Source organism: Pseudomonas sp. LBUM1663 (assembly GCF_059695905.1).
Genome location: NZ_CP166792.1, coordinates 5,640,634 through 5,664,907, shown reverse-complemented (window position 1 = coordinate 5,664,907; position 24,274 = coordinate 5,640,634). Strand labels below are relative to the sequence as shown.

Annotated in this window: 24 protein-coding genes; 15 read left to right on the top strand and 9 right to left on the bottom strand. The window is 59.5% G+C overall.

Going from position 1 to position 24,274, the window contains the following annotated elements; translation table 11 throughout:
* Positions 1-9 precede the first annotated feature (9 nt).
* From ACA075_RS25915 to dksA, 4 genes are all read right to left on the bottom strand, one after another.
* Entirely contained in the window at positions 10-2,964 is a 2,955-nt protein-coding gene (locus ACA075_RS25915) for a sensor histidine kinase (RefSeq protein WP_497296147.1), read from the bottom strand.
* Positions 2,948-3,124, bottom strand: a complete 177-nt coding sequence (locus ACA075_RS25910) for a hypothetical protein (protein WP_003176118.1) — start codon at positions 3,122-3,124, stop codon at positions 2,948-2,950. Before ACA075_RS25910 ends, ACA075_RS25915 begins: the two co-directional genes overlap by 17 nt.
* A gap of 77 nt (positions 3,125-3,201) precedes the next feature.
* A complete protein-coding gene (gene gluQRS / locus ACA075_RS25905; RefSeq protein WP_497296146.1) occupies positions 3,202-4,098 on the bottom strand; it encodes a tRNA glutamyl-Q(34) synthetase GluQRS in 897 nt (298 codons plus the stop codon).
* 164 nt (positions 4,099-4,262) lie between these two features.
* Positions 4,263-4,703, bottom strand: a complete 441-nt coding sequence (gene dksA, locus ACA075_RS25900; RefSeq protein ID WP_007902025.1) for an RNA polymerase-binding protein DksA — start codon at positions 4,701-4,703, stop codon at positions 4,263-4,265.
* Positions 4,704-5,037: 334 nt separating this feature from the next.
* Between dksA and ACA075_RS25895 the strand changes: the two genes are divergently transcribed.
* Together ACA075_RS25895 and sfsA are read left to right on the top strand one after the other, a co-directional pair.
* Positions 5,038-6,210 (top strand): pyridoxal phosphate-dependent aminotransferase, encoded by a 1,173-nt coding sequence (locus ACA075_RS25895; protein WP_497296145.1) that lies wholly within the window; start codon positions 5,038-5,040, stop codon positions 6,208-6,210.
* The gene (gene sfsA / locus ACA075_RS25890) at positions 6,210-6,923 is read left to right on the top strand and encodes a DNA/RNA nuclease SfsA (protein WP_497296144.1); all 714 of its coding nucleotides are present in this window, start codon (positions 6,210-6,212) and stop codon (positions 6,921-6,923) included. Before ACA075_RS25895 ends, sfsA begins: the two co-directional genes overlap by 1 nt.
* On the opposite strand, the gene ACA075_RS25885 is transcribed toward sfsA, so the two are convergent.
* Positions 6,920-7,237, bottom strand: coding sequence for a Rieske (2Fe-2S) protein (locus ACA075_RS25885; RefSeq protein WP_497296143.1), 318 nt, complete (start codon positions 7,235-7,237; stop codon positions 6,920-6,922). The genes sfsA and ACA075_RS25885 overlap by 4 nt on opposite strands.
* 166 nt (positions 7,238-7,403) lie before the next feature.
* Here ACA075_RS25885 and ACA075_RS25880 point away from each other — a divergent pair, with 166 nt between their 5' ends.
* The 4 genes from ACA075_RS25880 to ACA075_RS25865 are packed head-to-tail and all read left to right on the top strand — an operon-like array spanning position 7,404 to position 10,948.
* Positions 7,404-8,276 carry a heme/hemin ABC transporter substrate-binding protein gene (locus tag ACA075_RS25880; RefSeq protein ID WP_497296142.1) on the top strand — a complete coding sequence of 291 codons (873 nt, stop codon included), beginning with the start codon at positions 7,404-7,406 and terminating at the stop codon, positions 8,274-8,276.
* Complete coding sequence (locus ACA075_RS25875; protein WP_145308742.1) at positions 8,273-9,310, top strand: FecCD family ABC transporter permease; 1,038 nt, start codon at positions 8,273-8,275, stop codon at positions 9,308-9,310. Before ACA075_RS25880 ends, ACA075_RS25875 begins: the two co-directional genes overlap by 4 nt.
* A complete protein-coding gene (locus ACA075_RS25870) occupies positions 9,310-10,077 on the top strand; it encodes a heme ABC transporter ATP-binding protein (protein ID WP_497296141.1) in 768 nt (255 codons plus the stop codon). Before ACA075_RS25875 ends, ACA075_RS25870 begins: the two co-directional genes overlap by 1 nt.
* A gap of 19 nt (positions 10,078-10,096) precedes the next feature.
* A complete protein-coding gene (locus ACA075_RS25865; protein ID WP_497296140.1) occupies positions 10,097-10,948 on the top strand; it encodes a ChaN family lipoprotein in 852 nt (283 codons plus the stop codon).
* Positions 10,949-11,212: 264 nt separating this feature from the next.
* On the opposite strand, the gene ACA075_RS25860 is transcribed toward ACA075_RS25865, so the two are convergent.
* From ACA075_RS25860 to ACA075_RS25850, 3 genes are all read right to left on the bottom strand, one after another.
* The gene (locus ACA075_RS25860) at positions 11,213-11,485 is read right to left on the bottom strand and encodes a TfoX/Sxy family protein (protein ID WP_010467623.1); all 273 of its coding nucleotides are present in this window, start codon (positions 11,483-11,485) and stop codon (positions 11,213-11,215) included.
* A gap of 244 nt (positions 11,486-11,729) precedes the next feature.
* On the bottom strand, positions 11,730-12,074 hold the full coding sequence (locus ACA075_RS25855; protein ID WP_497296139.1) for a pentapeptide repeat-containing protein: 345 nt from the start codon (positions 12,072-12,074) through the stop codon (positions 11,730-11,732).
* 90 nt (positions 12,075-12,164) lie between these two features.
* On the bottom strand, positions 12,165-13,721 hold the full coding sequence (locus ACA075_RS25850) for a bifunctional aminoglycoside phosphotransferase/ATP-binding protein (protein ID WP_219096116.1): 1,557 nt from the start codon (positions 13,719-13,721) through the stop codon (positions 12,165-12,167).
* A gap of 118 nt (positions 13,722-13,839) precedes the next feature.
* Between ACA075_RS25850 and mrcB the strand changes: the two genes are divergently transcribed.
* From mrcB to ACA075_RS25835, 3 genes are read left to right on the top strand one after another with little or no spacing between them, the layout of a single operon-like run.
* Complete coding sequence (gene mrcB, locus ACA075_RS25845) at positions 13,840-16,164, top strand: penicillin-binding protein 1B (RefSeq protein WP_497296138.1); 2,325 nt, start codon at positions 13,840-13,842, stop codon at positions 16,162-16,164.
* 16 nt (positions 16,165-16,180) lie between these two features.
* Entirely contained in the window at positions 16,181-16,915 is a 735-nt protein-coding gene (locus ACA075_RS25840) for a tetratricopeptide repeat protein (RefSeq protein WP_497296137.1), read from the top strand.
* A complete protein-coding gene (locus ACA075_RS25835; RefSeq protein ID WP_497296136.1) occupies positions 16,915-17,250 on the top strand; it encodes a YqcC family protein in 336 nt (111 codons plus the stop codon). Before ACA075_RS25840 ends, ACA075_RS25835 begins: the two co-directional genes overlap by 1 nt.
* Before the next feature lie 18 nt (positions 17,251-17,268).
* On the opposite strand, the gene ACA075_RS25830 is transcribed toward ACA075_RS25835, so the two are convergent.
* Positions 17,269-17,682 (bottom strand): DUF4124 domain-containing protein, encoded by a 414-nt coding sequence (locus tag ACA075_RS25830; protein WP_497296135.1) that lies wholly within the window; start codon positions 17,680-17,682, stop codon positions 17,269-17,271.
* Between the two features lie 399 nt (positions 17,683-18,081).
* Here ACA075_RS25830 and ACA075_RS25825 point away from each other — a divergent pair, with 399 nt between their 5' ends.
* The 6 genes from ACA075_RS25825 (at position 18,082) to msrQ (ending at position 24,064) form a co-directional block, all read left to right on the top strand.
* Entirely contained in the window at positions 18,082-19,806 is a 1,725-nt protein-coding gene (locus ACA075_RS25825) for an acetolactate synthase 3 large subunit (RefSeq protein ID WP_010467631.1), read from the top strand.
* A gap of 2 nt (positions 19,807-19,808) precedes the next feature.
* Positions 19,809-20,300: an acetolactate synthase small subunit gene (gene ilvN / locus ACA075_RS25820; protein WP_497296134.1), complete on the top strand. Its 492-nt coding sequence runs from the start codon at positions 19,809-19,811 to the stop codon at positions 20,298-20,300.
* A 48-nt stretch (positions 20,301-20,348) separates the two neighbouring features.
* Positions 20,349-21,365 carry a ketol-acid reductoisomerase gene (gene ilvC, locus ACA075_RS25815; protein WP_007948647.1) on the top strand — a complete coding sequence of 339 codons (1,017 nt, stop codon included), beginning with the start codon at positions 20,349-20,351 and terminating at the stop codon, positions 21,363-21,365.
* A gap of 144 nt (positions 21,366-21,509) precedes the next feature.
* Entirely contained in the window at positions 21,510-22,367 is an 858-nt protein-coding gene (gene pssA, locus ACA075_RS25810; protein WP_010467638.1) for a CDP-diacylglycerol--serine O-phosphatidyltransferase, read from the top strand.
* Positions 22,368-22,430: 63 nt separating this feature from the next.
* Positions 22,431-23,444: a protein-methionine-sulfoxide reductase catalytic subunit MsrP gene (gene msrP / locus ACA075_RS25805; RefSeq protein ID WP_497296133.1), complete on the top strand. Its 1,014-nt coding sequence runs from the start codon at positions 22,431-22,433 to the stop codon at positions 23,442-23,444.
* Positions 23,444-24,064, top strand: a complete 621-nt coding sequence (gene msrQ / locus ACA075_RS25800) for a protein-methionine-sulfoxide reductase heme-binding subunit MsrQ (protein ID WP_497296132.1) — start codon at positions 23,444-23,446, stop codon at positions 24,062-24,064. The genes msrP and msrQ overlap by 1 nt, the downstream gene beginning before the upstream one ends.
* Positions 24,065-24,274 lie beyond the last annotated feature (210 nt).

The window sequence follows — 24,274 nt, the reverse complement described above, 5'->3', positions numbered from 1 at the left end:
TCGACGGTCTCAGTTCACAGCGGACGTCGCTTCGACATGACGCGGCAAGGTCACCCGGATACGGGTGCCGCGTTGGCTTTGTACATCAGCCGGGCTGTCGATGGTGATTTGTCCATAATGCTCTTCAACGATGGAATAGACCAGTGCAAGGCCCAGACCGGTGCCTTCGCCAGGATCCTTGGTGGTGAAGAAAGGTTCGAACAATCTGTCCATGATGTTCTTCGGAATACCGCTGCCTTCGTCTTCCACGATCAAGTCGACCGTGTGTTCGCCGGCTTCGCTTTTGACCCGCACCGCGCTGCCGGGAGGCGAGGCGTCACGGGCGTTTGAGAGCAGGTTGATCAGTACTTGCGCGAGTCGCTGCGGGTCACCTTCACACCAATGATCGGGATCGCACAGGTTGTAAAACTGCACTTCGAAATTGCGTCGGTTCAGGGCCAGCAAACCGATGGCATCCTGCGCCACTTCCGCCAGACAGACGGGCTCGTCGCTGTGCTGGTGACTGCCGGCATGGGCGAAGCTCATCAGCGACTGAACGATGCGTGACACGCGTTTGGTCTGCTCAAGAATCTGTCCGCTGATTTCCTTCAGCTCGCCATCGTCTTCACGTTCTTCGCGCAGGTTTTGCGCCAGGCACGCGATGCCGGTAATCGGGTTGCCGATTTCATGGGCCACACCCGCCGCGAGTCGCCCGATGCTGGCCAGGCGCTCGGAGTGCACCAGTTTGTCTTCGAGCATCTGGGTTTCAGTCAAGTCTTCCACCAGCAATACCAGGCCACTGTTACCCGGCGCGAGCGGTTCATCGATCGCCGCTTTGTGCAGGTTCAGCCAACGGGTCTGGCCATCAAGGGCCAGGTGTTGCTTGTGTAAATGCTCGTCCGGCAGATTGATGAAGCCCTGCAGCAATTCTTTCCACGGATCGGCGATGGTGCTCAGGCGCGAACCGACCACGCGTTGCGCCGCGATCCCGGTCAACTCCTCCATGGCTTTGTTCCACATGAGGATTTCCTGATCCTTGGCCAGCGAGCAAACGCCCATTGGCAATTCCTGCAAGGTCTGGCGGTGATAGCGGCGCAGGGCATCGAGTTCGGCGGCAAGGCCGGTGAGGCGCGAGTGGTAGTCCTCGAGGCGGCTTTCGATGAAGTGGATGTCTTCGGTGACATAGTTTTCGCCGCCGGCCTTATAGGGCAGGAAGGTCTCGACCATGTCCTGCGCCACGCTCGGGCCCATCAGGCCGGAGAGGTTGGCTTCGATCCGGTCGCGCAAACGGCGCAAGGCATAAGGCCGGCGCTCGTCGAACGGCAGATAGAGATCGCGCAGGGCTTGCTCGACTTCTTTCTGCGCGGCCTTGGCGCCCAGGGGCTTGGCCAGTTGCGTGGCGAACTCCTGGGGCGAGGCGGCGTGCAGTTCACGGCGTTGCGGGCGACGCACGTTGTCCACGGCGCAGGCTTCGGCGGCGCTGGCCTCTTCGGGGCTGGCGTTGGTGAACAGCGAGATCAGGGTGAACATCAGCACGTTGGCGGCCAGCGACGCGATCGCGGCCATGTGCCAACTGGTGTCGTCCAGCACGTAGATCATGTTCAGCAGCGGAATGTAGAAGCCCTGCAGGTTGCCGACCAGCGGCAACAACATGGTTACCAGCCACACCAGGATCCCCGCCAGCAAACCGGCGATGAAGCCGCGGCGGTTGGCGGTCGGCCAATACAGGACCGACAGGACCCCCGGAAGAAATTGCAGCGTGGCCACAAACGCGACGATGCCGAGGTTGGCCAGATCCTGTTCGGCGCCGAGCAACAGGTAGAAACCGTAACCGGCCATGATGATCGCAACGATCAGCGCCCGGCGGGTCCACTTCAGCCAGCGATAGATGTTGCCTTCGGCCGGCGGTTGGTAGAGCGGCAGCACCAGATGGTTCAGCGCCATCCCGGACAGCGCCAGGGTGGTGACGATGATCAGGCCGCTGGCTGCCGACAACCCGCCGACATACGCCAGCAACGCCAGGGCTTTGCTGTTGGCGGCGATGCCGATGCCCAGGGTGAAGTATTCCGGGTTGGTGGTAGCACCCAGTTTCAGTCCGGCCCAGAGAATCAGCGGCACCGCCAGGCTCATCAACAGCAGGAACAACGGCAAACCCCAGCTGGCGCTGACCAGTGAGCGCGGGTTGAGATTCTCGGTGAAGGTCATGTGGTACATGTGCGGCATCACAATCGCCGAGGCGAAGAACACCAGCAGCAGCGTGCGCCACGGGCCTTCCTGCAAGGGGGTGTGCAAGGCGGCGAGGGCGGTCTGGTTTTGCAGCAGCCACAGTTCCAGCTGTTGCGGGCCGTCGAACACACCGTACAGCGCATATAAACCAACGCCGCCGATGGCGATCAGCTTGATCACCGACTCAAAGGCAATCGCGAACACCAGGCCTTCGTGTTTCTCGCGGGTGGCAATGTGGCGCGAGCCGAAGAAAATCGTGAACAGGGTAATTAGCGCGCAAAAGCTCAGGGCCACGCGATGCTGCACCGGCTCGCGGGTCAGGATGCTGATGGAGTCGGCGACCGCCTGAATCTGCAATGCCAGCAGTGGCAGCACGCCGATCAGCATGAAAATCGTAGTCAGCGCCCCGGCCCACGTGCTGCGGAAACGGAACGCGAACAAGTCGGCCAGCGATGACAGCTGATAGGTGCGGGTGATTTTCAGGATCGGGTACAGCAACACCGGCGCCAGCAAAAATGCCCCGGACACCCCAAGGTAACTGGACAGGAAACCGTAGCCGTACTGATAGGCCAGGCCCACCGTGCCGTAAAACGCCCAGGCACTGGCGTAAACGCCCAGCGACAGGGTGTAGGTCAGCGGGTGGCGAATGATCGCCCGGGGGATCATGCCCCGTTCGCTGATCCAGGCGACGCCGAACAGCACCGCCAGGTACGCGGCGCTGATCAGGATCATCTGGGTCAGGCTAAAGCTCATCGGCATCTTTTTGGCTCTGCAGGATGAAGGTCACGACGATCAGAATCAGCCAGAGCAGATAAGGGCGATACCAGGCGCCAGTGGCGTCGATCCACCAATCCATGATGGCCGGGGAGAACAGGTAAATCCCCACTACCAGGAGCAGGACCAAGCGATAGATGTACATCCCGGCCTCTCTTTTTTATGCGCGTGCCCGAAAACGTGCGGCGATGGTAACGGATGGGCGCGCCACTGCAAGTGTGATCACTGTAGTTGCGCTTCGGGCAGGGTGAGTGTGCGCGGGATTAATAACGCATCCCAGCGGGCGATGCCCCAGTCCAGCACTTCCCGTGGTGTCGCATAGACCAGTTCCTTGCCCGGGTTTTGCCCGAGTGCGCGCAACGCACGCAGTAACAAAGGCGTGGCCTGCTCGGCGGTCAGCGGCGGCGAGCGGTAGGATTTGCCCAGTTTGTTGCCATCGGGCTGGGTAATCAGCGGGATGTGCAGATAACGCGGTTGCCGCAGGCCCAGCAGTTCTTGCAGGTAGAGCTGGCGCGGTGTGGAATCCAGCAAGTCCGCGCCACGGACGATGTCGGTGATGCCTTGCCAGGCATCGTCCAGCACCACCGCCAGTTGATAGGCGTAGAGCCCGTCGCGGCGGCGAATCACGAAATCGCCGACTTCCCGGCCCAGATGCTGGCGGAATTCGCCTTGCACGCGGTCGATGAAGTGGTAGTCCAGCTCGGGCACACGCACTCGAATCGCGGCGTCTTCAGTGCCGTGTCCGGCATTTCGGCACAGGCCCGGGTAAATGCCGTGATACGGCTCCAATTGCTTGCGCGAGCAGGTGCAGGCGTAAGCGAGGCCGTGATTGAACAGGCGATTGAGGACTTCGGCGTAGGCGTCGTGGCGATCGCTTTGGCGGACCATTTCACTGTCCCACTCGAAACCGTAGCTTTCCAGAGCTTTCAGGATGGCGGCTTGGGCGCCGGGTTCTTCCCGCGGCGGATCGAGGTCTTCCATGCGCATCAACCAGCGACCGCCCACCGCGCGCGCGTCGAGGTACGAGGCCAGCGCCGCGACCAGCGAACCGAAATGCAGGTGGCCGCTGGGCGTGGGTGCGAAACGGCCGATGTAGGCGGGGCTGTTGAGGGCAGTCATGGGCACGACGTTACTTGAGTGGGCGCAGCGTTCTCCGTAGGAGCCGGCTTGCTGGCGATGGCGCTCTTGAAATCGCCATCGCCAGCAAGCCGGCTCCTACAAATCATGAATTTCGGAAACAAAAACGGAGCGTTCGCACGCTCCGTTCTTCGTTCAAGGCGACATTACTTGCCGACTTGCTTTTCCTTGATTTCCGCCAGGGTCTTGCAGTCAACGCACATGTCGGCGGTAGGGCGGGCTTCCAGTCGCTTGACGCCGATCTCGACGCCGCAGGACTCACACCAGCCATATTCTTCGTCTTCGATCAGCTGCAGCGTCTTGTCGATCTTCTTGATCAACTTGCGCTCGCGGTCGCGGGCACGCAGTTCAAGGCTGAACTCTTCTTCCTGGCTGGCACGGTCGGCCGGGTCAGGGAAGTTGGCCGCTTCGTCTTTCATGTGATCAACCGTGCGGTCGACTTCCTGCATCAAGTCCTGTTTCCACTTATTCAGGATCTTGGTGAAGTGAGCGCGCATGGGCTTGCCCATGTACTCCTCGCCCTTTACTTCTTTGTAGGGTTCGAAGCCGCTGATCGACTGGTTTTGCTGCTTTGCTTGGGTGGGCATGAAATGGACCGCCTCTACTCTTGTAATCCATTGCGCAGGATTGCTCCATCACCGACACCTGCCGGCCCTGCGGCTGCAAGCGGGCGAACTTACCAGATCAAATCGGGCCGCGCTACTCCCGGATGTCGAGGTAGTGGCCCGAAGGGCTTGCAAATGATTGCAAAGCCTTGTCTGGTGGCGTTGGAGACCTGATCAATTATTGATTTTAGTCAAACCTGAGGTACACGCTTGAGTCGTTTACGGCCAAGGTTATAACGCGTCTGACCGCTTTAGGTTCTCGCTCGTTCCAACGCTTGGGTAGAATCGATTTTTTTCTCCGTTGTAAGGAAGGCTAATGGCTCAGTCCTACAGTGCCCGCAGTCGCGCGATCGAACCTTTCCACGTCATGGCGCTGCTGGCGCGGGCCAATGAACTGCAAGCCGCGGGTCACGATGTGATCCACCTGGAAATCGGCGAGCCGGACTTCACCACCGCCGAGCCGATCATTCAGGCCGGCCAGGCAGCACTAACGGCGGGGAAGACCCGTTACACCGCTGCGCGTGGTATTCCCGAGTTGCGTGAGGCCATTTCGGGCTTTTATCAGCAGCGTTACGGGTTGAGCATCGACCCGCAGCGAATCCTCATCACGCCTGGCGGTTCCGGCGCCCTGTTACTGGCCAGCGCCTTGCTCGTCGACCCGGGCAAACACTGGCTGCTGGCGGACCCGGGTTATCCCTGCAACCGGCATTTCCTGCGGTTGGTTGAAGGCGCTGCGCAACTGGTGCCGGTCGGCCCGGACGTGCGCTATCAACTGACGCCGGACTTGGTGGCGCGCCATTGGGACCAAGACAGCGTCGGCGCATTGGTGGCCTCGCCCGCCAACCCGACCGGGACCATCCTGACCCGCGACGAACTGGCGGGCTTGTCGGTTGCGATCAAGGAGCGGCACGGTCATCTGGTGGTGGACGAGATCTACCATGGCCTGACGTATGGCACCGATGCCGCCAGTGTGCTGGAAGTCGATGACAGCGCCTTCGTCCTTAATAGTTTTTCCAAGTATTTCGGCATGACCGGTTGGCGCCTGGGATGGCTGGTCGCCCCCGAAGCGGCAGTCGGTGAGCTGGAAAAACTCGCGCAAAACCTCTACATCAGCGCCCCGAGCATGGCCCAGCACGCCGCACTGGCCTGCTTCGAACCGGCCACTATCAGCATTCTGGAAGAGCGCCGCGCCGAATTCGGTCGTCGTCGGGATTTCCTGTTGCCGGCCCTGCGAGAACTGGGCTTCGGGATCGCCGTCGAGCCGGAAGGCGCGTTCTACTTGTACGCCGATATCAGCAAGTTCGGCGGTGATGCCTTCGCGTTCTGCCGACATTTCCTCGAAACCGAGCATGTGGCAATTACCCCTGGCCTGGACTTTGGACGCTATCAGGCCGGGCATCATGTGCGCTTTGCCTACACCCAAAGCCTGCCGCGCCTGGAAGAAGCGGTCGAACGGATCGCGCGTGGATTGCGGAGCTGGCAAGGCTGATGCGTTTTCATCCTCCCCTCGAAGAAGGTCGCCTGATCCGTCGCTACAAGCGTTTTCTCGCCGATATCGAAACCGTTGGCGGCGAATTGCTGACCATCCATTGTCCGAACACCGGCTCGATGCTCAATTGCCAAGTGGAAGGCGGGCAGGTCTGGTTCAGTCGCTCCAACGACCCGAAACGCAAATTGCCCGGCACCTGGGAAATCGGCGAAACGCCGCAGGGGCGCTTGTTTTGCGTGAACACCGGGCGGGCCAACGGTTTGATCGAAGAAGCACTGCGAGCCGGCGTCATCACCGAATTGAACGGTTTTACCGGACTGAAGCGTGAAGTGGCCTACGGTCAGGAGAGTAGTCGCATCGATTTTCGCCTCGATTACCCGAGCGGGCCGGCTTATGTGGAAGTCAAAAGTGTCACTTTGGGCTTCGATGGTTCTTCGGTGGCGGCATTCCCCGATGCAGTGACCCAGCGAGGGGCCAAGCATTTGCGCGAATTGGCGCATTTGGCCCGGGACGGAATTCGTGCGGTGCAGTTGTATTGCGTCAATCTCACCGGCATCGACGCCGTGCGTCCTGCAGAAGAAATCGATTCGGCCTACGCCGCAGCCTTGCGTGAGGCGGTGTCGTGCGGGGTTGAGGTGTTGGCCTATGGCGTGCACTTGACCCACGAAGAAATGGTGGTTGATCGGCGTCTGGATGTGTTGCTCAACGGTTAAAGACTGACCCAGATCCCTTGTTCGTCTTCGCGGCAAGCAACGGGGGTGAGGGATTGCCCGGCGCACGGGCCGGCGACGCATTCGCCGTCTTCGATCAGGAACAGTGCGCCGTGGGTGGCGCACTGGATCAAGCTGTTGCTGGGGTCGAGAAACTGGTCGGGTTTCCATTCCAGCCCGACACCCCGGTGCGGGCAGCGATTGATGTAGACGTACACCTCGCCGCCCCGGCGCACGGCAAAAAGTTTCTGACTGTCGATGTCGAAACCGCGACTGCTGTTGGCAGCCAATTCGGCACCTGTGCAAATCAACTTCATGTCTATCCTCAATTCCGGCGGCTCGTGACCGGATATGTCCGAGCTTGACGTTCAAATGCAAACAATTATCAAATGGCCGCTTCGCCCGTCGGGTGCAGGTGCCGGATCCCGAGGATACTTGGCCTGTCATCTCGATGCCTGGGAAAACTTGAAAAGGAAGCTGTTTATGCGCCTGAGTACCCGCGTTGTTGCGCTGTGTGTCGGACTCCTCGTCAGCCACCACGCCGCAGCGGCCGAGTTGCCACAGCGTTGGGTCAGTGCCGGCGGCGCTCTGTCGGAATGGGTGAGCGCGCTGGGCGGTGAGTCGAAACTGGTCGGCGTCGATACCACCAGTCAGCATCCGGCCTCGTTGAAGGCGCTGCCGAGCATCGGTTATCAGCGGCAACTGTCGGCGGAGGGCATCTTGAGCTTACGCCCGCAGATTCTGGTCGGCACCGAAGAAATGGGGCCGCCGCCGGTGCTTTCGCAGATTCGTAGCGCGGGCGTGCAGGTCGAGCTGTTCTCGGCCCAGCCCGATCTGCCGACGTTGCAGGGCAACCTGGCGCATCTGGGCAAGTTGCTCGGCGCTGAAGACCGGGCTGCGCAATTGCTCCAAACCTACCAGCAGCAACTCGATCAACAGAAGGTCCGGGTCACTCGTGCGCAGTTGAAGGAAAAATCGCCGGGCGTACTGTTGCTGCTGGGCCATGCGGGCGGCAAGCCGCTCATCGCCGGCAAAGACACCGCCGCCGATTGGCTGATCCAGCGGGCCGGTGGGCACAATCTGGCAACGCATACTGGCTACAAGCCCTTTTCTGTTGAGTCGCTGGTCAGCCTGGACCCCGACGTGCTGGTGTTTGCTGACCGAGCGCTGACTGGCGATGCCGCGCGCGCGGCGCTGTTCAAGGAAAACCCGATTCTATCCTCGACCCGTGCGGCCAGGGACGGGCGCGTCATGGAGCTCGATCCGACCTTGTTGGTGGGTGGGTTGGGGCCGCGGTTGCCCGATGCGTTGAAAACGCTGTCTGATGGTTTCTTCCCCGGCAATACGGCCCAATGACCGTTCTGGTTAAACCCCGTGCGTTGTTCATTGGCCTGAGCCTGCTGTGTTTAGTGGCGATCTGGTTGTCGTTGGCGCTGGGGCCGGTGAGCCTGCCTTTATTCGATACGCTGCGCGCGGCGTTGCGCATGATCGGACTGCCCATTGCCCCCGATGGACTGGAGCAGGCCGAGCTGATCCTCGGGCAAATCCGCCTGCCTCGAACCTTGTTGGGCCTGGCGGTGGGGGGCGTGCTGGCATTGTCCGGCGTGGCGATGCAGGGGTTGTTTCGTAACCCGCTGGCTGATCCAGGGTTGGTCGGGGTATCCAGCGGTGCTGCGCTGGGCGCCGCTATCGCGATTGTCGGTGGTTCGGTGTTTGGCGGTCTGCCTGAATCGTTCGGACCTTATCTGTTGTCGGTGTGCGCATTTCTCGGCGGGTTGGGTGTGACGGCGCTGGTGTATCGTCTGGGCCGGCGCAATGGGCAGACGAATGTCGCGACCATGCTTCTGGCGGGTATTGCGCTAACTGCGCTGGCGGGTTCAGCAGTCGGTTTGTTCACCTATCTGGCCGACGATGCGACCTTGCGCACACTCACGTTCTGGAACCTGGGCAGCCTTAACGGCGCCAGTTATTCGCGGCTCTGGCCGTTGCTGCTGGTGAGCGCCGGTGTGGCGCTCTGGTTGCCGCGCCGGGCCAAAGCCTTGAATGCGTTGCTGCTGGGCGAGTCGGAGGCCGGTCACCTGGGCATCGACGTCGAAGGGCTCAAGCGCGAATTGGTGTTCTGCACTGCACTGGGGGTTGGCGCGGCCGTGGCTGCAGCGGGGATGATCGGGTTTGTCGGTCTGGTGGTGCCGCATCTGGTGCGCCTGCTGGCCGGTCCTGATCATCGGGTGTTGTTGCCGGCCTCGGTGCTGGCGGGTGCCAGTCTCCTGCTGTTTGCCGACCTGGTCGCACGACTGGCCCTGGCGCCAGCTGAGTTGCCGATCGGGATTGTCACGGCCTTCATCGGTGCGCCGTTCTTTCTGTATTTACTGCTCAGAGGGCGTGCCTGATGTTGCGAACCCAGAGTCTGCAAATCCGTCGAGGCGCAAAGATCGTTCTGACGGACATCACGCTTGAGCTCAAGCCAGGCGAAGTCCTCGGTGTATTGGGCCCTAACGGTGCTGGAAAAAGCACCTTGCTCGGTGCCTTGTGCGGCGAATTGAAGGCTGACCACGGCAGCGTCTGGCTCGATCAGCGCGAATTGAGCCATTGGACCGGCGCGCAGCGAGCCCAGCGACTGGCGGTCTTGCCGCAGGTGTCGACCCTGGACTTCGCCTTCCGTGTCGAAGAAGTGGTCGGCATGGGGCGTTTGCCCTATCAAAGCGGGCGGGTGCGGGATGACGAGATCGTCGCCGCCGCCTTGCACGCTGCCGATGCGGGACACCTGAGTGGCCGCAGCTATCTGGCGCTGTCCGGCGGCGAGCGGCAGCGGGTGCATCTGGCGCGAGTGCTGGCGCAGCTTTGGCCGGGCGAAGCGGGGCAGACGCTGTTGCTCGATGAACCGACCTCGATGCTCGACCCGCTGCACCAGCACACCACCCTGCAAGCGGTGCGCGAGTTCGCCGATCACGGCGCGGCGGTGCTGGTGATCCTGCATGATCTGAACCTGGCGGCGCGCTATTGTGATCGCCTTCTACTGCTCGAAGGCGGGCGGCCGGTGGCGCTGGACACCCCTGAGCAAGTCTTGCGTCCGGAGCCACTCAAGGCGGTGTTCGGGCTGGAAGTACTGGTGCAGCCGCATCCTGAGCGTGGTCATCCGCTGATCATCGCCCGCTGAGAATGACATCGAGGTAAGCATGCGAGGGATTTTGCTATTGGCGGTATTGTTGTTGAGTGCCTGCCAGCACGTTTCGGTACCGCCTCCGGTCGTCGGTGAGATTCGTGACCTGCGCAACGGCCAGGTCCTGACCCCCCAGGCGCTGGTCGAACGGCTGGCCAGGCCTTCGCGGCTGATTGTCGGCGAGCAGCACGACAATGCTGATCACCATCAACTGCAATTGTGGTTGCTACAGGCGTTGAGCGAACGTCGACCCCAGGGCAGTCTGTTGCTGGAAATGCTCACGCCGGATCAACAATCGCGCGTCGATGGCATTCGCCTTGGCTCGACGCTACCCGCAGATCTTCCCGGCGCGTTGAACTGGCAGTCGGGGTGGGACTGGAATCTGTACGGGCCGATTGTGCGTTTTGTGCTGACTCAACCCTACCCGCTGCTGGCGGCGAATCTGGACAATCTTGAAGTCCGTACCGTTTATGCCAAGCCGCCGACATTAAACGGTCGGCTTTCCAATGCTCCGTCGGTCAAGGAGGAGTTGCTGGCGCAAATCAGCGACTCCCATTGCGGCCTGCTGCCCACCTCGCAGATGCCCGCGATGCTGGCGGTCCAGCAGCAACGTGATCGGCGGATGGCCGAGCGCTTGCTGTCGGCACCGACGCCTTCGCTGCTGTTTGCCGGCGCTTACCATGCGCGCAAGGATGTTGGCGTGCCGATCCATGTGCTCGATCTTGGCGAGCCTGAAGCACCGACGGTGTTGATGCTGGCGGAGCAGGGTGGCGAGGTCACGTCGGCCATGGCTGACTACGTCTGGTACACGCCTGCCACGCCGACTCAAGATTACTGCGCGCAAATGCGTAAGCAGTTCGGGAAGTAAACGGACGACTTTTCCACAGGCAAAAAAAGACCCGGCAAGAGCCGGGTCAAATAACCGTGATTAGCCTGATGAGGAGATATCTGAGAGTCCGAACCAAGGGCTTTTCAAATATCGACCAGTCTCGCGACCAGTTGTGGTAATCATAGCGATTCTCATTACCAAGTCAATGCTGTTTTTTGATTTCTTTGAAAACCTATGTCTTCTGGCGGAGAAGCCCCGTAATCGTTGGGCCTCAGGTGGTAATCCTGAGGCGAAATATGCTGTTTAATTCTTGTGGCGGGACGAGATGGCTTCCAATTGCTTGTTCAAGGCTTCCTTGCGATCGGCTGGTATGTCGTTCCAGTGCACATCCATCAGCGCGCCTTCGATCGCATACAACAACACCTTGGACGCCCGGAACCCGCGCGTGCGCACGGCCCGATAAGCATCCACCGCTCCCAGGCGGCGCAAGTCCGACGCGCTGTGGATGCCCACGGCATGCAGCCACTGTGCTGACGTCTTGCCAAGATTCTTCAGGTGTTGCAGTTCATCATTCATCAAGCCTCCTTGCGACGGCCGAACGGTGCGTGGGCGAGCCTCTCAGGAGTGTAGCCATCAGTAGGAAAAGCGTGATTGTTTGGTCGGTTTCGACGCAAAAGCTTCTAAGAGGAAGACTCAAATAGCTGCGTGAAGGTCTGCGGGAGCAGTAGGAGAAAACGCGGAGGAATCAACTTTCCCGACAAAAAAATCCAGCGCCCAGCGCGAAGCGGGGGCGCTGGACTTGTCAGGCAGAACGTCGTTTTTAGCGGGTGCGATAACGCAGGCGAGTACCGAAATTCATCGACATAAGGATCTCGTCAGCACTCAGTTCTGGCGGAAAGTAGGCGCCGGAAATCTGTGCGTGTGCCAGGCTCGCGCCTTCCAGGCAGGAGTTGCGGAAGTCGATACCGCGCAAATCGGCAGAGCGGAAATAGGCGTCGGTGAAATCGACGCCATCGGCGTTCAGTTCACGCAGGTCCAGACCACGGAAATCACCGCCGACCATGTCGACAGAGGCTTGACTGGCGCGCTCGGCATTGAAGCCTGCGATGTCGTCTTTGTGCAGCAAGGCATAAAGCGGGGTGTCGAGAAGTTTCGGCTGGCTCATGTTGCATCACCTGATGGTTTTATGACGCCAGTATAGTGCCACTATTTGGCAGCCGTGAAGCCGGCGATGGCTTCACGGCTGAAATAGTTTTTACAGGCCTGGCATGCGCTGGCGAATCTGCGCAACAACGGTGTCGAGCGTCCCGCTTTCGTTGGTCTGGACGCGTTTGCTGCAAAGAATCTCGGCAGGTGTCAGCGCTTCGCGGCTGGCCTGCTGGGCGGCGATAACGGCGAGGTTGGCATCGGACGGATCCTTCTGGTCTGCCTGACGCAAGGCCAGCCAGCTCTCGATGACTGCCTGTGGTGCATTGCAATCGAGGATCAGGAACGGTGCACCGGTGGCCTCGGCGATTTTCGCCGCGCCGTCGCGCTGGTCGCGCTTGAGGTATGTCGCATCGATGACCACCGGGAATCCGGCGCGCAGGATGACTGCGGCAATCTCATGCAGTCGGCTGTAGGTGGCGGCGCTCGCATCGGCACTATAAATGCCGGCCTGCGGGTCATTCGGTACCGTTTGCTCGCCGAATAGGCGTTTGCGTTCAACATCGGAACGCAGGCGAATGGCGCCCAACGCTTCCACCAGACGCATGGCCACGTGGCTCTTGCCGACAGCGGATACGCCGTGGGTAATCGCCATGAAGCGCGAAGGAATGGTGCTGTAGCTTTCCGCCAGGTTGGCGTAGTTGCGGTATTGGCGCAGGGTGGTGGCGCGTTGCACCGGGTCGGCCTCGGCCGGCATGCTGAACAGGCTGACCTTGGCGCGAACCAGTGCGCGGTAGGCTTTATAGAAGTTCAGCAGTTCAAGGCCCTGATAGTCACCGGTCAGTTCCAGGTACTGGCTGATGAAACGGCGCGCCAGGCTTTTCAGGCCGCGATCTTCCAGGTCCATGGCCAGGAAACCGGTGTCGGCATAAACGTCGGTGAAGCGGAACGGTTCGTTGAACTCGATGCAGTCGAAGATCACGACCTTGCCGTCGATAACGGTGGCGTTGCCCAAGTGGATATCGCCGTGGCATTCGCGGATGAAGCCTTCAGCCTTGCGCTGAGCGAACAGTGGCTTCAGGCGTTCGAAGCTGCTTTCGGCCCAGGCTTGCAACGCATCAAGTTGCAGCAGATCGGCCTTGTCGCTCAGGAACGGGCGGATCTGTTCGAAGTTCTGGCGTACCGGTGCCATCACGCTGTCCGGGGTGCCGGCTTCGTGTTCGCCAGGCACTTTCGGTGCGGTGAGATGGAATTGGGCGATCTGTGCGGCCATCTCATCGATGTGCGCGGTGGTCAACTCGCCATTGGCTTGCAGGGTGCTGAGCAACTGGCTTTGTGGGAATTGACGCATTTTCAGCGCGAAATCGACAACCGGACCTTCGCCGCCCAGTTGTGGCGCAGCTTCGCTGCCGGTGATCGGCAACACTTCCAAATACAAATCGTTGGTCAGGCGCTGGTTAAGGCGCAGCTCTTCGCCACAGAAATGCTCGCGAGCGTCGAGGCTGGTGAAGTCGAGGAAGCCGAAATTCACTGGCTTCTTCACTTTATAAGCAAAGGGGCCGGTGAGAATGACCCAAGAAATATGGGTCTCGATGACCTGGAACCCGTCGACAGGATGCGGGTAGAGGGCCGGGTTTTGCAGGGCGGCGATCAGGGACTGGCTCACAGGCGATCCTTCAGAGTCTGGGGAAAATTCACGGCCGCCATTATGGCTGCAAGTCCGCCTGACGCAAACCTCGGAGGGCGCCTGTTGAGTATGAATAAAGTGCGTATAATCCGCCGCCATGACTCGTACTCGATCCCCCCGTACCCCCAAAAAACCACCTTCCAGGGGCTTGAGCCCCTGGCTGGGCTGGGCCCTTAAACTCAGTCTGGTCGGCCTCGTGGTGCTCGCCGGGTTCGCGGTTTACCTCGACGCCGTGGTCCAGGAGAAGTTCTCCGGCAAGCGCTGGACCATCCCGGCCAAGGTGTATGCGCGCCCGCTCGAGCTCTTCACCGGTCAGAAGCTGAGTAAGGAAGACTTCCTCACCGAGCTCGACGCCTTGGGCTATCGCCGCGAAGCCGTGAGCAACGGCCCCGGCGCTGCGGCGGTCAACGGCAATACCGTCGACTTGAATACCCGTGGCTTCCAGTTCTATGAAGGCCTGGAAAAGGCTCAGCCAGTGCGCGTGCGTTTCTCCGGCGACTACGTGGCCGACCTTTCGGCGACCAACGGTTCGAAGCTTTCTGTCGTGCGTCTGGAGCCGCTGCTGATCGGCGGGATCTACCCGAAAAACCTCGAAGATCGCATTCTGATCAAAATCGATCAGGTCCCGCCGTACCTGCTGGAAACCTTGGTGGCGGTCGAAGACCGGGATTTCTATAGCCACTGGGGCGTGTCGCCCAAGTCGATTGCCCGCGCCGTGTGGGTCAACACCTCCGGCGGCAAGATGACCCAGGGCGGCAGTACGCTGACCCAGCAGTTGGTAAAGAACTTCTACTTGACCAGCGAACGCAGCCTGACCCGCAAACTCACCGAAGCCATGATGGCGTTGCTGCTTGAGTTGCATTACGACAAACGGGAAATTCTTGAGGCGTACCTCAATGAGGTGTTCGTCGGTCAGGATGGCCAGCGCGCGGTGCACGGTTTCGGCCTGGCCAGCCAGTTCTTCTTCGGGCAGCCATTGTCCGAGCTGAAACTGCATCAAGTCGCCATGCTGGTGGGGATGGTCAAGGGGCCGTCCTATTACAACCCGCGTCGCAACCCCGAGCGAGCGCTGGAGCGGCGCAACCTGGTGCTCGATGTCCTTGAGCAGCAAGGCGTCGCCACCGCCGAGCAGGTCGAAGCCGCGAAGAAAATGCCGCTGGGCGTGACGACGCGCGGCAAGCTGGCGGACAGTTCTTTCCCGGGCTTCCTCGATCTGGTTAAGCGCCAGTTGCGCGAAGACTACCGCGACGAAGACTTGACCGAAGAAGGCCTGCGGATCTTCACCAGTTTCGACCCGATCCTGCAGATGAAAGCCGAGGCGTCGGTCAACGACACCTTCAAGCGTCTGTCCGGGCGCAAGGGTTCAGATGAGGTCGAAGCGGCGATGGTCGTGACCAACCCGGAAACCGGTGAAGTCCAGGCCATGATCGGCAGTCGTCAGGCGAGTTTTGCTGGCTTCAACCGGGCGCTGGATGCTGTGCGCCCGATCGGCTCGTTGATCAAGCCTGCGGTTTATCTGACAGCCTTGGAGAAACCGAGCCAGTACACGTTGACCAGTTGGCTGTCGGACGAATCCTTCTCGGTAAAAGGCGCGGACGGTCAGGTCTGGAAACCCCAGAACTACGATCGCCGTTCCCACGGTACTGTTTTCCTTTATCAGGGCCTGGCCCATTCCTACAACCTGTCGACGGCGCGTCTCGGGTTGGCGGTCGGTGTGCCGAATGTCCTGAAGACACTGGCGCGCCTGGGTGTCAGTCGCGAGTTCCCGGCGTTCCCTTCGATGCTGCTGGGGGCCGGTGGCCTGACGCCGATCGAAGTGGCGACCATGTACCAGACGCTGGCCAACGGCGGTTTTAATACGCCGATGCGCGGGATTCGTAGCGTACTGACCGCCGAAGGCGAGCCGCTCAAGCGTTATCCGTTCCAGATTGAGCAGCGTTTCGACCCGGCCTCCATTTACCTGATCCAGAGCGCCATGCAGCGGGTCATGCGTGAAGGTACCGGCAGTTCGGTTTATAACGTGCTGCCGAAAACCCTGACCCTGGCGGGTAAGACCGGTACCAGTAACGACTCGCGAGACAGCTGGTTCGCCGGTTTCAGCCAGGACTTGCTGGCGGTGGTGTGGCTGGGCCGCGATGACAATGGCAAGACGCCGTTCACCGGTGCTACCGGTGCGTTGCAGGTCTGGACCAGTTTCATGCGCAAGGCCGATCCGCTGCCGCTGGATATGCCGCAGCCGGATAACATTGTTCAGGCCTGGGTCGATTCGCGGACCGGGCAAGGTTCCGAAGGCAGCTGCCCAGGTGCCGTGCAGATGCCGTATATTCGCGGCAGCGAACCGCCTCCCGGCGCTGCGTGCGGTGGCGAAAGCCCAGCATCCGGTGAAACGGTGATGGATTGGGTCAAGGGCTGGATGAATTAAGCAAAGAGGGTTTCAAGTGAACAAGTGGTTGATTCCAGCGGTTACCGCCGTGGCTTTGCTCAGCGGTTGCTCCTCCGTACAGCGCGGTTCGATCCCGGTTGTGGATTCCGGCAGCGCGGTCTCCAACAGTGAGCGAGTGTCGGCAAATGGCGGTTTCCGTCAGACGACGTCAAAACGCCCGGTGCAAGCCCAGACTCAGGCGATTCCACAAGGTGACACCGGTGTTGTCGTGATGGTCCCAGGTGGCGGCGCAGTGGCCTCGGCACCGATCAGCACCGGTCCGATTACACCTGGCCCGATTACCCCGGGGCCGATCGACACCTCGCCGGTACAGTCGGCACCGATCAATCAGGGCAGCTACAGCATGCCGTCGACGCCGAGCGGGATTCCTTCGGCGAGCTCCGGCGGCTTGTCTGCCGATGAACAGCTGGATGGCCCAGTACTGGCGTTGTTGACCACGGCTCAGCAGCAACAGGCCGGCGGTGACCTCAACGGTGCGTCCTCCAGTCTCGAGCGCGCCCAGCGTGTTGCACCGCGTGAGCCGCAAGTGCTTTATCGACTGGCTCAGGTGCGCATGGCCCAAGGCGATGCTCCTCAGGCCGAGCAGTTCGCCCGTCGTGGCTTGACGTTCGCCAATGGTCGTCCGGCGCTTCAGGCCAGCCTGTGGGAATTGATCGCCCAGGCGCGTGAGAAACAGGGTGATTCCTCAGGTGCTGCGCTGGCCCGTCAGAAGGCCAAGGTTGTGTCGTGATGGACGCACGCTTCCCCAAGATTGCCGAGCAGCTGTTGTTGATCGAGCGTGAGCTACGGGTTCAGGGTTGGTGGGATGACGTTTCGCCCTCCGCTGAAGCGTTATCCAGCGTCGAACCGTTTTCGGTGGATACGCTGGATTTCGAACAGTGGCTGCAATGGATCTTCCTGCCGCGGATGAAGATCATCCTCGAACAGGATCTGCCGCTGCCCAACGCATCAGGGATTCAGGAGATGGCCGAAATGGTCTTCGCTGCCCGCAATGTCCAGGGCAAGGATCGCTATTTGCAGGTCTTGCTCAAAGAGTTCGACCTGCTGATCACCGCCTCTCGCTGAACCGGATACTGCCAGTGCCTACTGGCAGTTATCCCCAATCTGTTTCTGTGCTTCGGTTGTGCGCTCCTGACGTTGCTGGTCGGTCAGGCGGCGCAACTCCCCATCGATCTCCTCCCGCAATCGCGGATTGTTCTGCAGTTGGGCCAGGTTCGTTCGCGCCTGTTCGCAGAACACCTTTAGCTGGGCTTGCTGCTCGGCGACCTGCTTTTTCACAGTGTTGTCGATGGCCTGTTGATCGCCAATCGCCGTGCTGCGCGTTGGTGCTGCGGGTTTGCCGGCAGGCGGGGAGGGCGTCACCACGGTGGTGGCCTCCTGGCCTTGCGGCGGTTGCGCGTCGAAGTGGGTCACGCCTTGGGCGTCGACCCATTTATAGATCTGACCGGCCATACACAATGGGCTGATCAGCAAAGTGACCATGAAGAACGTTCGCATGCCATTTCCTTGCCAGAGTTGCGCAATTGAAGCTAACACAGTTGCGGTTTAGCGGTTTTTTCTTGCTTTCTCATGTGCTTACTTCAATAAAGCACATAGACGGCTTGACTTGCAGAGGACGAAACAGAAGAATCCAAAGTCCGCTGTAGAGGGACTGCCAGAAGCAGGCCCACTCAGCAGATCATGAGGCGCACATCCGCGCCGACCTGTTACACCCGCAACGCGTTACCTCGCGCTGGGTGGGAAAGGCCCGCAACACTTGGGACGATCCCAATACTTGCTCAGTCAGTGCTGACGTAGTCGGCGACCACCGTCGCTCATGCTCTGCTGAGAAGTAAACCTATTAAGACCCGTCCCCTTTTATGTGGGCGGTATTCTGGCGTTTTAGAGGTGAGCAACGTGGAGCTTTTATCTGGCGGTGAGATGCTCGTCCGCTTTTTGCGTGACGAAGGCGTTAAATATATCTATGGGTACCCGGGTGGTGCCGCATTGCATATCTACGACGCGCTGTTCAAAGAACCAGCCGTTCAACATATTCTCGTTCGTCATGAGCAGGCTGCCACTCACATGGCTGACGGCTATGCGCGCGCCACCGGCAAGGCCGGCGTCGTACTGGTGACCTCCGGTCCCGGTGCGACCAACGTCATTACCGGCATTGCTACCGCGTACATGGACTCGATCCCGATGGTGATCCTGACCGCCCAGGTGCCTAGCACCATGGTCGGGACCGATGCCTTCCAGGAAACCGACATGATCGGTATCTCCCGGCCGATCGTGAAACACAGTTTCATGATCAAGCATGCTTCGGAAATCCCGGAGATCATGAAAAAGGCGTTCTATCTCGCGCAGTCCGGTCGTCCTGGTCCTGTCGTAGTCGACATCCCGAAAGACATGACCAACCCGGCCGAGAAGTTCGAATACATCTTCCCGAAAAAAGCCAAGCTGCGTTCCTACAGCCCGGCGGTTCGTGGTCACTCGGGCCAGATCCGCAAAGCGGTGGAAATGCTGTTGGCGGCCAAGCGGCCGATCATCTATGCCGGCGGCGGCGTCATTCTGGGCAACGGCTCCGCGCCGTTGACCGAATTGGCGCAACTGCTGAACGTGCCGGTCACCAATACCTTGATGGGCCTCGGCGCCTATCCGGGCAGCGACCGTCAGTTCCTCGGCATGCTCGGTATGCATGGCAGCTACACCGCCAACCTGGCGATGCACCATGCGGACGTGATCATGGCCGTGGGCGCGCGTTTCGATGACCGTGTTATCAACGGTGCATCGAAGTTCTGCCCAAGCGCCAAGATCATCCACATCGACATCGACCCGGCTTCGATCTCCAAAACCATCAAGGCCGACGTTCCTATCGTAGGCCCGGTGGAAAGCGTACTGACCGAAATGGTCGCTACCTTCAAGGAAATCGGCGAGACCCCGAACAAGGACTCGGTGGCTGCCTGGTGGAAACAGGTTGAAGAGTGGCGCGGTGATCGCGACATGTTCCCTTACAACAAAGGGGACGGCAGCATCATCAAGCCGCAAACCGTTATCGAAACCCTGCACGAAGTGACCAAGGGCGATGCCTACATTGCGTCCGACGTGGGTCAGCACCAGATGTTCGCGGCTCAGTACTACCGCTTCAACAAGCCTAATCGCTGGATCAACTCCGGCGGCCTGGGCACGATGGGCTTCGGTTTCCCGGCAGCAATGGGCGTGAAACTGAGCTTCCCGGAAGCGGACGTGGCTTGCGTGACCGGTGAAGGCAGCATCCAGATGAACATCCAGGAGCTGTCCACTTGCCTGCAACATGACCTGCCGGTGAAGATCATCCTGCTCAACAACGGCGTGCTCGGCATGGTCCGTCAGTGGCAGGACATGAGCTACGGTGCGCGTCACTCGCACTCCTACATGGAATCGTTGCCGGACTTCGTCAAGTTGGCCGAAGCCTACGGTCACGTCGGCATGCGCATCACTGACTTGAAGGATTTGAAGCCGATGATGGAGCAAGCCTTCGCGATGAAGGATCGTCTGGTGTTCATCGACATCAAGGTCGACGCCGCTGAACACGTCTACCCGATGCAGATCAAAGACGGCTCCATGCGCGATATGTGGCTGAGCAAGACGGAGCGTACTTAATCATGCGACATATTATTTCCCTGCTTCTGGAAAACGAACCCGGCGCTCTGTCTCGTGTAGTCGGCCTGTTCTCGCAGCGCAACTACAACATCGAAAGCCTGACCGTGGCCCCTACCGAAGACCCGACCTTGTCGCGTCTGACGCTGACCACTGTCGGCCACGATGAAATCATCGAGCAGATCACCAAGAACCTGAACAAGCTGATCGAAGTGGTCAAACTGGTCGACCTGTCGGAAAGTGCTCACATCGAGCGTGAACTGATGCTGGTCAAGGTCAAGGCCACCGGCGCCCAGCGCGCCGAGATCAAGCGCACCACCGATATTTACCGTGGGCAGATCGTCGATGTCAGCGCCAGCGTTTATACCGTTCAACTGACCGGTACCAGCGATAAGCTCGACAGCTTCATTCAGTCCATTGGCACCGTCTCGATCCTGGAAACCGTCCGTAGCGGCGTAACCGGTATCGCTCGTGGCGACAAAGTACTCAGCATCTAAACCAAATTAGCGAACGGCCTGAACGGCCTGGATATATAGGGGAATTTCATGAAAGTTTATTACGAAAAAGACTGCGACCTGTCGATCATCCAGGGCAAGAAAGTTGCCATCATCGGTTACGGTTCCCAGGGCCACGCTCAAGCGTGCAACCTGAAAGACTCCGGCGTTGACGTAACTGTTGGTCTGCGCAAAGGTTCGGCCACTGTTGCCAAAGCCGAAGCTCACGGCCTGAAAGTGACCGACGTTGCTTCTGCTGTTGCGGCTGCCGACCTGGTCATGATCCTGACCCCGGACGAGTTCCAGTCTGCTCTGTACAAGAACGAAATCGAGCCGAACATCAAGAAAGGCGCCACCCTGGCCTTCTCCCACGGCTTCGCAATCCACTACAACCAGGTTGTTCCGCGCGCTGACCTCGACGTGATCATGATCGCGCCGAAGGCACCGGGCCACACCGTGCGTTCCGAGTTCGTCAAGGGCGGCGGTATCCCTGACCTGATCGCTATCTATCAGGATGCTTCGGGCAACGCCAAAAACGTTGCACTGTCCTACGCCGCAGGCGTCGGTGGCGGTCGTACCGGCATCATCGAAACCACCTTCAAGGACGAGACCGAAACCGACCTGTTCGGCGAGCAAGCCGTTCTGTGCGGCGGTACCGTTGAGCTGGTCAAAGCCGGTTTCGAAACCCTGGTAGAAGCTGGCTACGCGCCGGAAATGGCCTACTTCGAATGCCTGCACGAACTGAAGCTGATCGTTGACCTCATGTACGAAGGCGGCATCGCCAACATGAACTACTCGATCTCCAACAACGCTGAGTACGGCGAGTACGTGACCGGTCCGGAAGTGATCAACGCCGAATCCCGTCAGGCCATGCGCAACGCCCTGAAACGTATTCAGGACGGCGAATACGCCAAGATGTTCATCAGCGAAGGCGCGACCGGCTATCCTTCGATGACCGCCAAGCGTCGTAACAACGCCGCTCACGGTATCGAAATCATCGGCGAGCAACTGCGCTCCATGATGCCGTGGATCGGTGCCAACAAGATCGTCGACAAAGCTAAAAACTAAGTCGCGCACTTGTACGAAAAACGCGGCTTAGGCCGCGTTTTTTCGTTTGGGTGACCGGTTCTGGTATAAAGCAGCATCGTTTGCGGCCGAACCGTCGTCCCAGACACCTGTCGAAACTTTCCACCCCGTTGCAAGGTAATGTCCATGAGCGAACGTCCCGAAGAGCCAAACAAGGCTTCTGACGCCGAAAGCCTGCTGCCCATCGATGAACACATCGAAGAAGGGCATGACGCTGAAGGTCGTAAAGTCCGGCATCGTGGTATCTATCTTCTGCCGAATCTGTTCACCACCGCGAACCTGTTCGCAGGGTTTTATTCCATCATCAGCTCGATGAGCGCCCAGAGTGCGTTGAGTGCCGGTGATTCAATTGGCGCGAGCAAGTATTTCGCGTTTGCCGCGATTGCGATTTTCGTCGCCATGGTGCTCGACGGCCTTGATGGTCGCGTTGCCCGCATGACCAATACCCAGAGTGCCTTCGGCGCCGAGTACGATTCGCTGTCGGACATGGTCGCCTTTGGTGTGGCGCCGGCATTGCTGGCGTTTGGCTGGGCCTTGGGCGACATGGGCAAGGTCGGCTGGATGGTTGCCTTCATCTATGTCGCGGGTGCAGCGTTGCGCCTGGCGCGCTTCAATACGCAAGTCGGCACTGCGGATAAACGCTACTTCATCGGTCTGGCCAGTCCGGCTGCTGCGGGAGTTGTCGCGGGGATTGTCTGGGCGTTCAGCGACTACGGCATTCAGGGGTCCAAGATGTCGTTCCTGGTTGCGCTGATGGTGGCCGCCGCCGGCATGCTGATGGTCAGCAACATCAAGTACAACAGCTTCAAGGAGCTGGACTTGAAGGGGCGCGTACCTTTTGTCGCGATCCTCGCGGTAGTGCTGGTGTTTGCTGTGGTCTTCAGTGATCCGCCGCGCATTCTGCTGCTGGTTTTCCTCGCTTACGCGGCGTCTGGTCCGGTGCAATACCTGTTGCATCTTCGTCGGCACAAAAACGCCGAGTGATGTAATTTCCCTCATACTCCGCAGTCTATTGGTGCATCTGTCCTCCAATGCTGCGGAGTTGCCATGCTGATCAAAGTCTCCAACGCGTCTGACTGCCACGAGTCGGACGTCACGCCTGAATCCTTTTACCTTTCTCGACGTAATCTGCTGGGTGCAGCCGTTGCCGGTCTGGCGGTGAGCAGTCTGCCGCGCTGGGCCAGTGCTGACGAAGCCGCTCGTTACGCAGATGTCGAGCCTGGCAAGGCGCCTTTCTGGTTTGCCGAAAAGCTTCCTTCTACTAAATGGGGGGCAGTCAACGTCAAGGATGAGGCGATCACGCCATTCAAGGATGCGACCCACTACAACAACTTCTACGAGTTCGGTACTGATAAAGGCGACCCTGCCGCCAATGCCGGTTCGCTGAAGACTGAGCCTTGGACCGTGGTGGTGGACGGAGAGGTGGGTAAGCCGGGGCGGTATGCGCTGGAAGATTTCATGAAGCCTTATCAACTGGAGGAGCGGATCTATCGTCTTCGCTGTGTTGAGGCCTGGTCGATGGTCATTCCCTGGATTGGTTTTCCTCTCTCGGCGTTGCTGAAGCAGGTCGAGCCGACGTCGAAGGCCAAGTTCATCCGCTTTGAAACGCTGCAAGATCCCAAAAGCATGCCTGGGCAGCGCTCTGGTTTTGCCTTGATCGAGTGGCCCTATGTAGAGGGTTTGCGCCTGGATGAGGCGATGAATCCGTTGGCCATTCTTGCGGTGGGCATGTATGGGCGTGAACTGCCGAATCAGAACGGGGCGCCATTGCGTTTGGTGGTGCCCTGGAAGTATGGCTTCAAGAGCGTCAAGTCCATCGTGCGGATCAGTCTGGTCAGCGATCAACCGAAAACCACCTGGCAGAGCATTGCCGCGGATGAATACGGCTTCTACGCCAACGTGAACCCGACAGTCGATCACCCGCGCTGGACTCAGGCGCGGGAGCGTCGTTTGCCGAGCGGCCTGTTCAAGCCCAATGTTCGGGACACGCAAATGTTCAACGGCTACTCGGATGAAGTCGCTTCTCTCTATACAGGGCTCGATCTGCGGAAGAACTACTGATGCGTTATCCGTTTTGGCGAATTGGCGTCTTTATAGCGGCTGCGGTCTGGCCGCTGTTTTGGTTGTATCAGGCCTGGCAGGATGTTTTAGGTCCTGATCCGGGCAAGGTGCTGGTTGATCGTCTGGGGCTGGGGACGCTTATCCTGCTGCTAATAACGTTAAGCATGACGCCTCTGCAGAAGCTCACCGGTTGGGCGGGGTGGATTGCTGTGCGCCGGCAGCTGGGGTTGTGGTGTTTCGCTTATGTGGTTCTGCATCTGAGCGGCTACACGGCGTTCATTCTTGGATTTGATTGGTCGCAGCTGGGTGTCGAGTTGCGCAAGCGGCCGTACATCATTGTAGGGACGTTGGGGTTTCTCTGTTTATTGGCATTGGCGGTGACTTCTAATCGTTACAGTCAGCGACGGCTGGGTGTTCGTTGGAAGAAGCTGCATCGGTTGGCGTATGTCATTCTCGGGCTTGGATTGCTGCATATGTTGTGGATCGTTCGTGCCGATCTTAAGGAATGGGCTATCTATGCTTCTATAGGTGCGCTGCTATTAGTGTTGCGCATTCCGCCTGTGGCCCGTCGACTTCCGCGTTTAATAGCCAAAAAGGCACCTTCTGCAAGAAAAGCATAAATAGGTGTTGACGGCAGATTCTGGAAGTCTATAATTCGCCCCACTTCCGGCGCAGTCGAAACGAAAAACTCATTGGTAAACAAAGAGTTACGCAGTTTTCGGCAGTGAGTTGCTTCAGGTCATCGAGGCTCAGAAGGAGTTGATCAGGCAGGTTTGTTTGGCTTGATTGACGATTCGATCTTCTCGGTCGAAAGCGGAGAAAAAGAGGTG

Bases quoted from the DNA above. Each gene is read 5' to 3' on its own strand.
- ACA075_RS25875 (WP_145308742.1), top strand. From the start codon at position 8,273: ATGACCGTTCTGGTTAAACCCCGTGCGTTGTTCATTGGCCTGAGCCTG.
- msrP (WP_497296133.1), top strand. From the start codon at position 22,431: ATGCTGATCAAAGTCTCCAACGCGTCTGACTGCCACGAGTCGGACGTC.
- dksA (WP_007902025.1), bottom strand. From the start codon at position 4,703: ATGCCCACCCAAGCAAAGCAGCAAAACCAGTCGATCAGCGGCTTCGAA.
- ilvN (WP_497296134.1), top strand. From the start codon at position 19,809: ATGCGACATATTATTTCCCTGCTTCTGGAAAACGAACCCGGCGCTCTG.
- pssA (WP_010467638.1), top strand. From the start codon at position 21,510: ATGAGCGAACGTCCCGAAGAGCCAAACAAGGCTTCTGACGCCGAAAGC.
- ACA075_RS25865 (WP_497296140.1), top strand. From the start codon at position 10,097: ATGCGAGGGATTTTGCTATTGGCGGTATTGTTGTTGAGTGCCTGCCAG.
- mrcB (WP_497296138.1), top strand. From the start codon at position 13,840: ATGACTCGTACTCGATCCCCCCGTACCCCCAAAAAACCACCTTCCAGG.
- ACA075_RS25830 (WP_497296135.1), bottom strand. From the start codon at position 17,682: ATGCGAACGTTCTTCATGGTCACTTTGCTGATCAGCCCATTGTGTATG.
- gluQRS (WP_497296146.1), bottom strand. From the start codon at position 4,098: ATGACTGCCCTCAACAGCCCCGCCTACATCGGCCGTTTCGCACCCACG.
- ACA075_RS25860 (WP_010467623.1), bottom strand. From the start codon at position 11,485: ATGAATGATGAACTGCAACACCTGAAGAATCTTGGCAAGACGTCAGCA.
- ACA075_RS25870 (WP_497296141.1), top strand. From the start codon at position 9,310: ATGTTGCGAACCCAGAGTCTGCAAATCCGTCGAGGCGCAAAGATCGTT.
- ilvC (WP_007948647.1), top strand. From the start codon at position 20,349: ATGAAAGTTTATTACGAAAAAGACTGCGACCTGTCGATCATCCAGGGC.
- ACA075_RS25885 (WP_497296143.1), bottom strand. From the start codon at position 7,237: ATGAAGTTGATTTGCACAGGTGCCGAATTGGCTGCCAACAGCAGTCGC.
- ACA075_RS25895 (WP_497296145.1), top strand. From the start codon at position 5,038: ATGGCTCAGTCCTACAGTGCCCGCAGTCGCGCGATCGAACCTTTCCAC.
- ACA075_RS25855 (WP_497296139.1), bottom strand. From the start codon at position 12,074: ATGAGCCAGCCGAAACTTCTCGACACCCCGCTTTATGCCTTGCTGCAC.
- ACA075_RS25835 (WP_497296136.1), top strand. From the start codon at position 16,915: ATGGACGCACGCTTCCCCAAGATTGCCGAGCAGCTGTTGTTGATCGAG.
- ACA075_RS25880 (WP_497296142.1), top strand. From the start codon at position 7,404: ATGCGCCTGAGTACCCGCGTTGTTGCGCTGTGTGTCGGACTCCTCGTC.
- ACA075_RS25915 (WP_497296147.1), bottom strand. From the start codon at position 2,964: ATGCCGATGAGCTTTAGCCTGACCCAGATGATCCTGATCAGCGCCGCG.
- ACA075_RS25910 (WP_003176118.1), bottom strand. From the start codon at position 3,124: ATGTACATCTATCGCTTGGTCCTGCTCCTGGTAGTGGGGATTTACCTG.
- sfsA (WP_497296144.1), top strand. From the start codon at position 6,210: ATGCGTTTTCATCCTCCCCTCGAAGAAGGTCGCCTGATCCGTCGCTAC.
- msrQ (WP_497296132.1), top strand. From the start codon at position 23,444: ATGCGTTATCCGTTTTGGCGAATTGGCGTCTTTATAGCGGCTGCGGTC.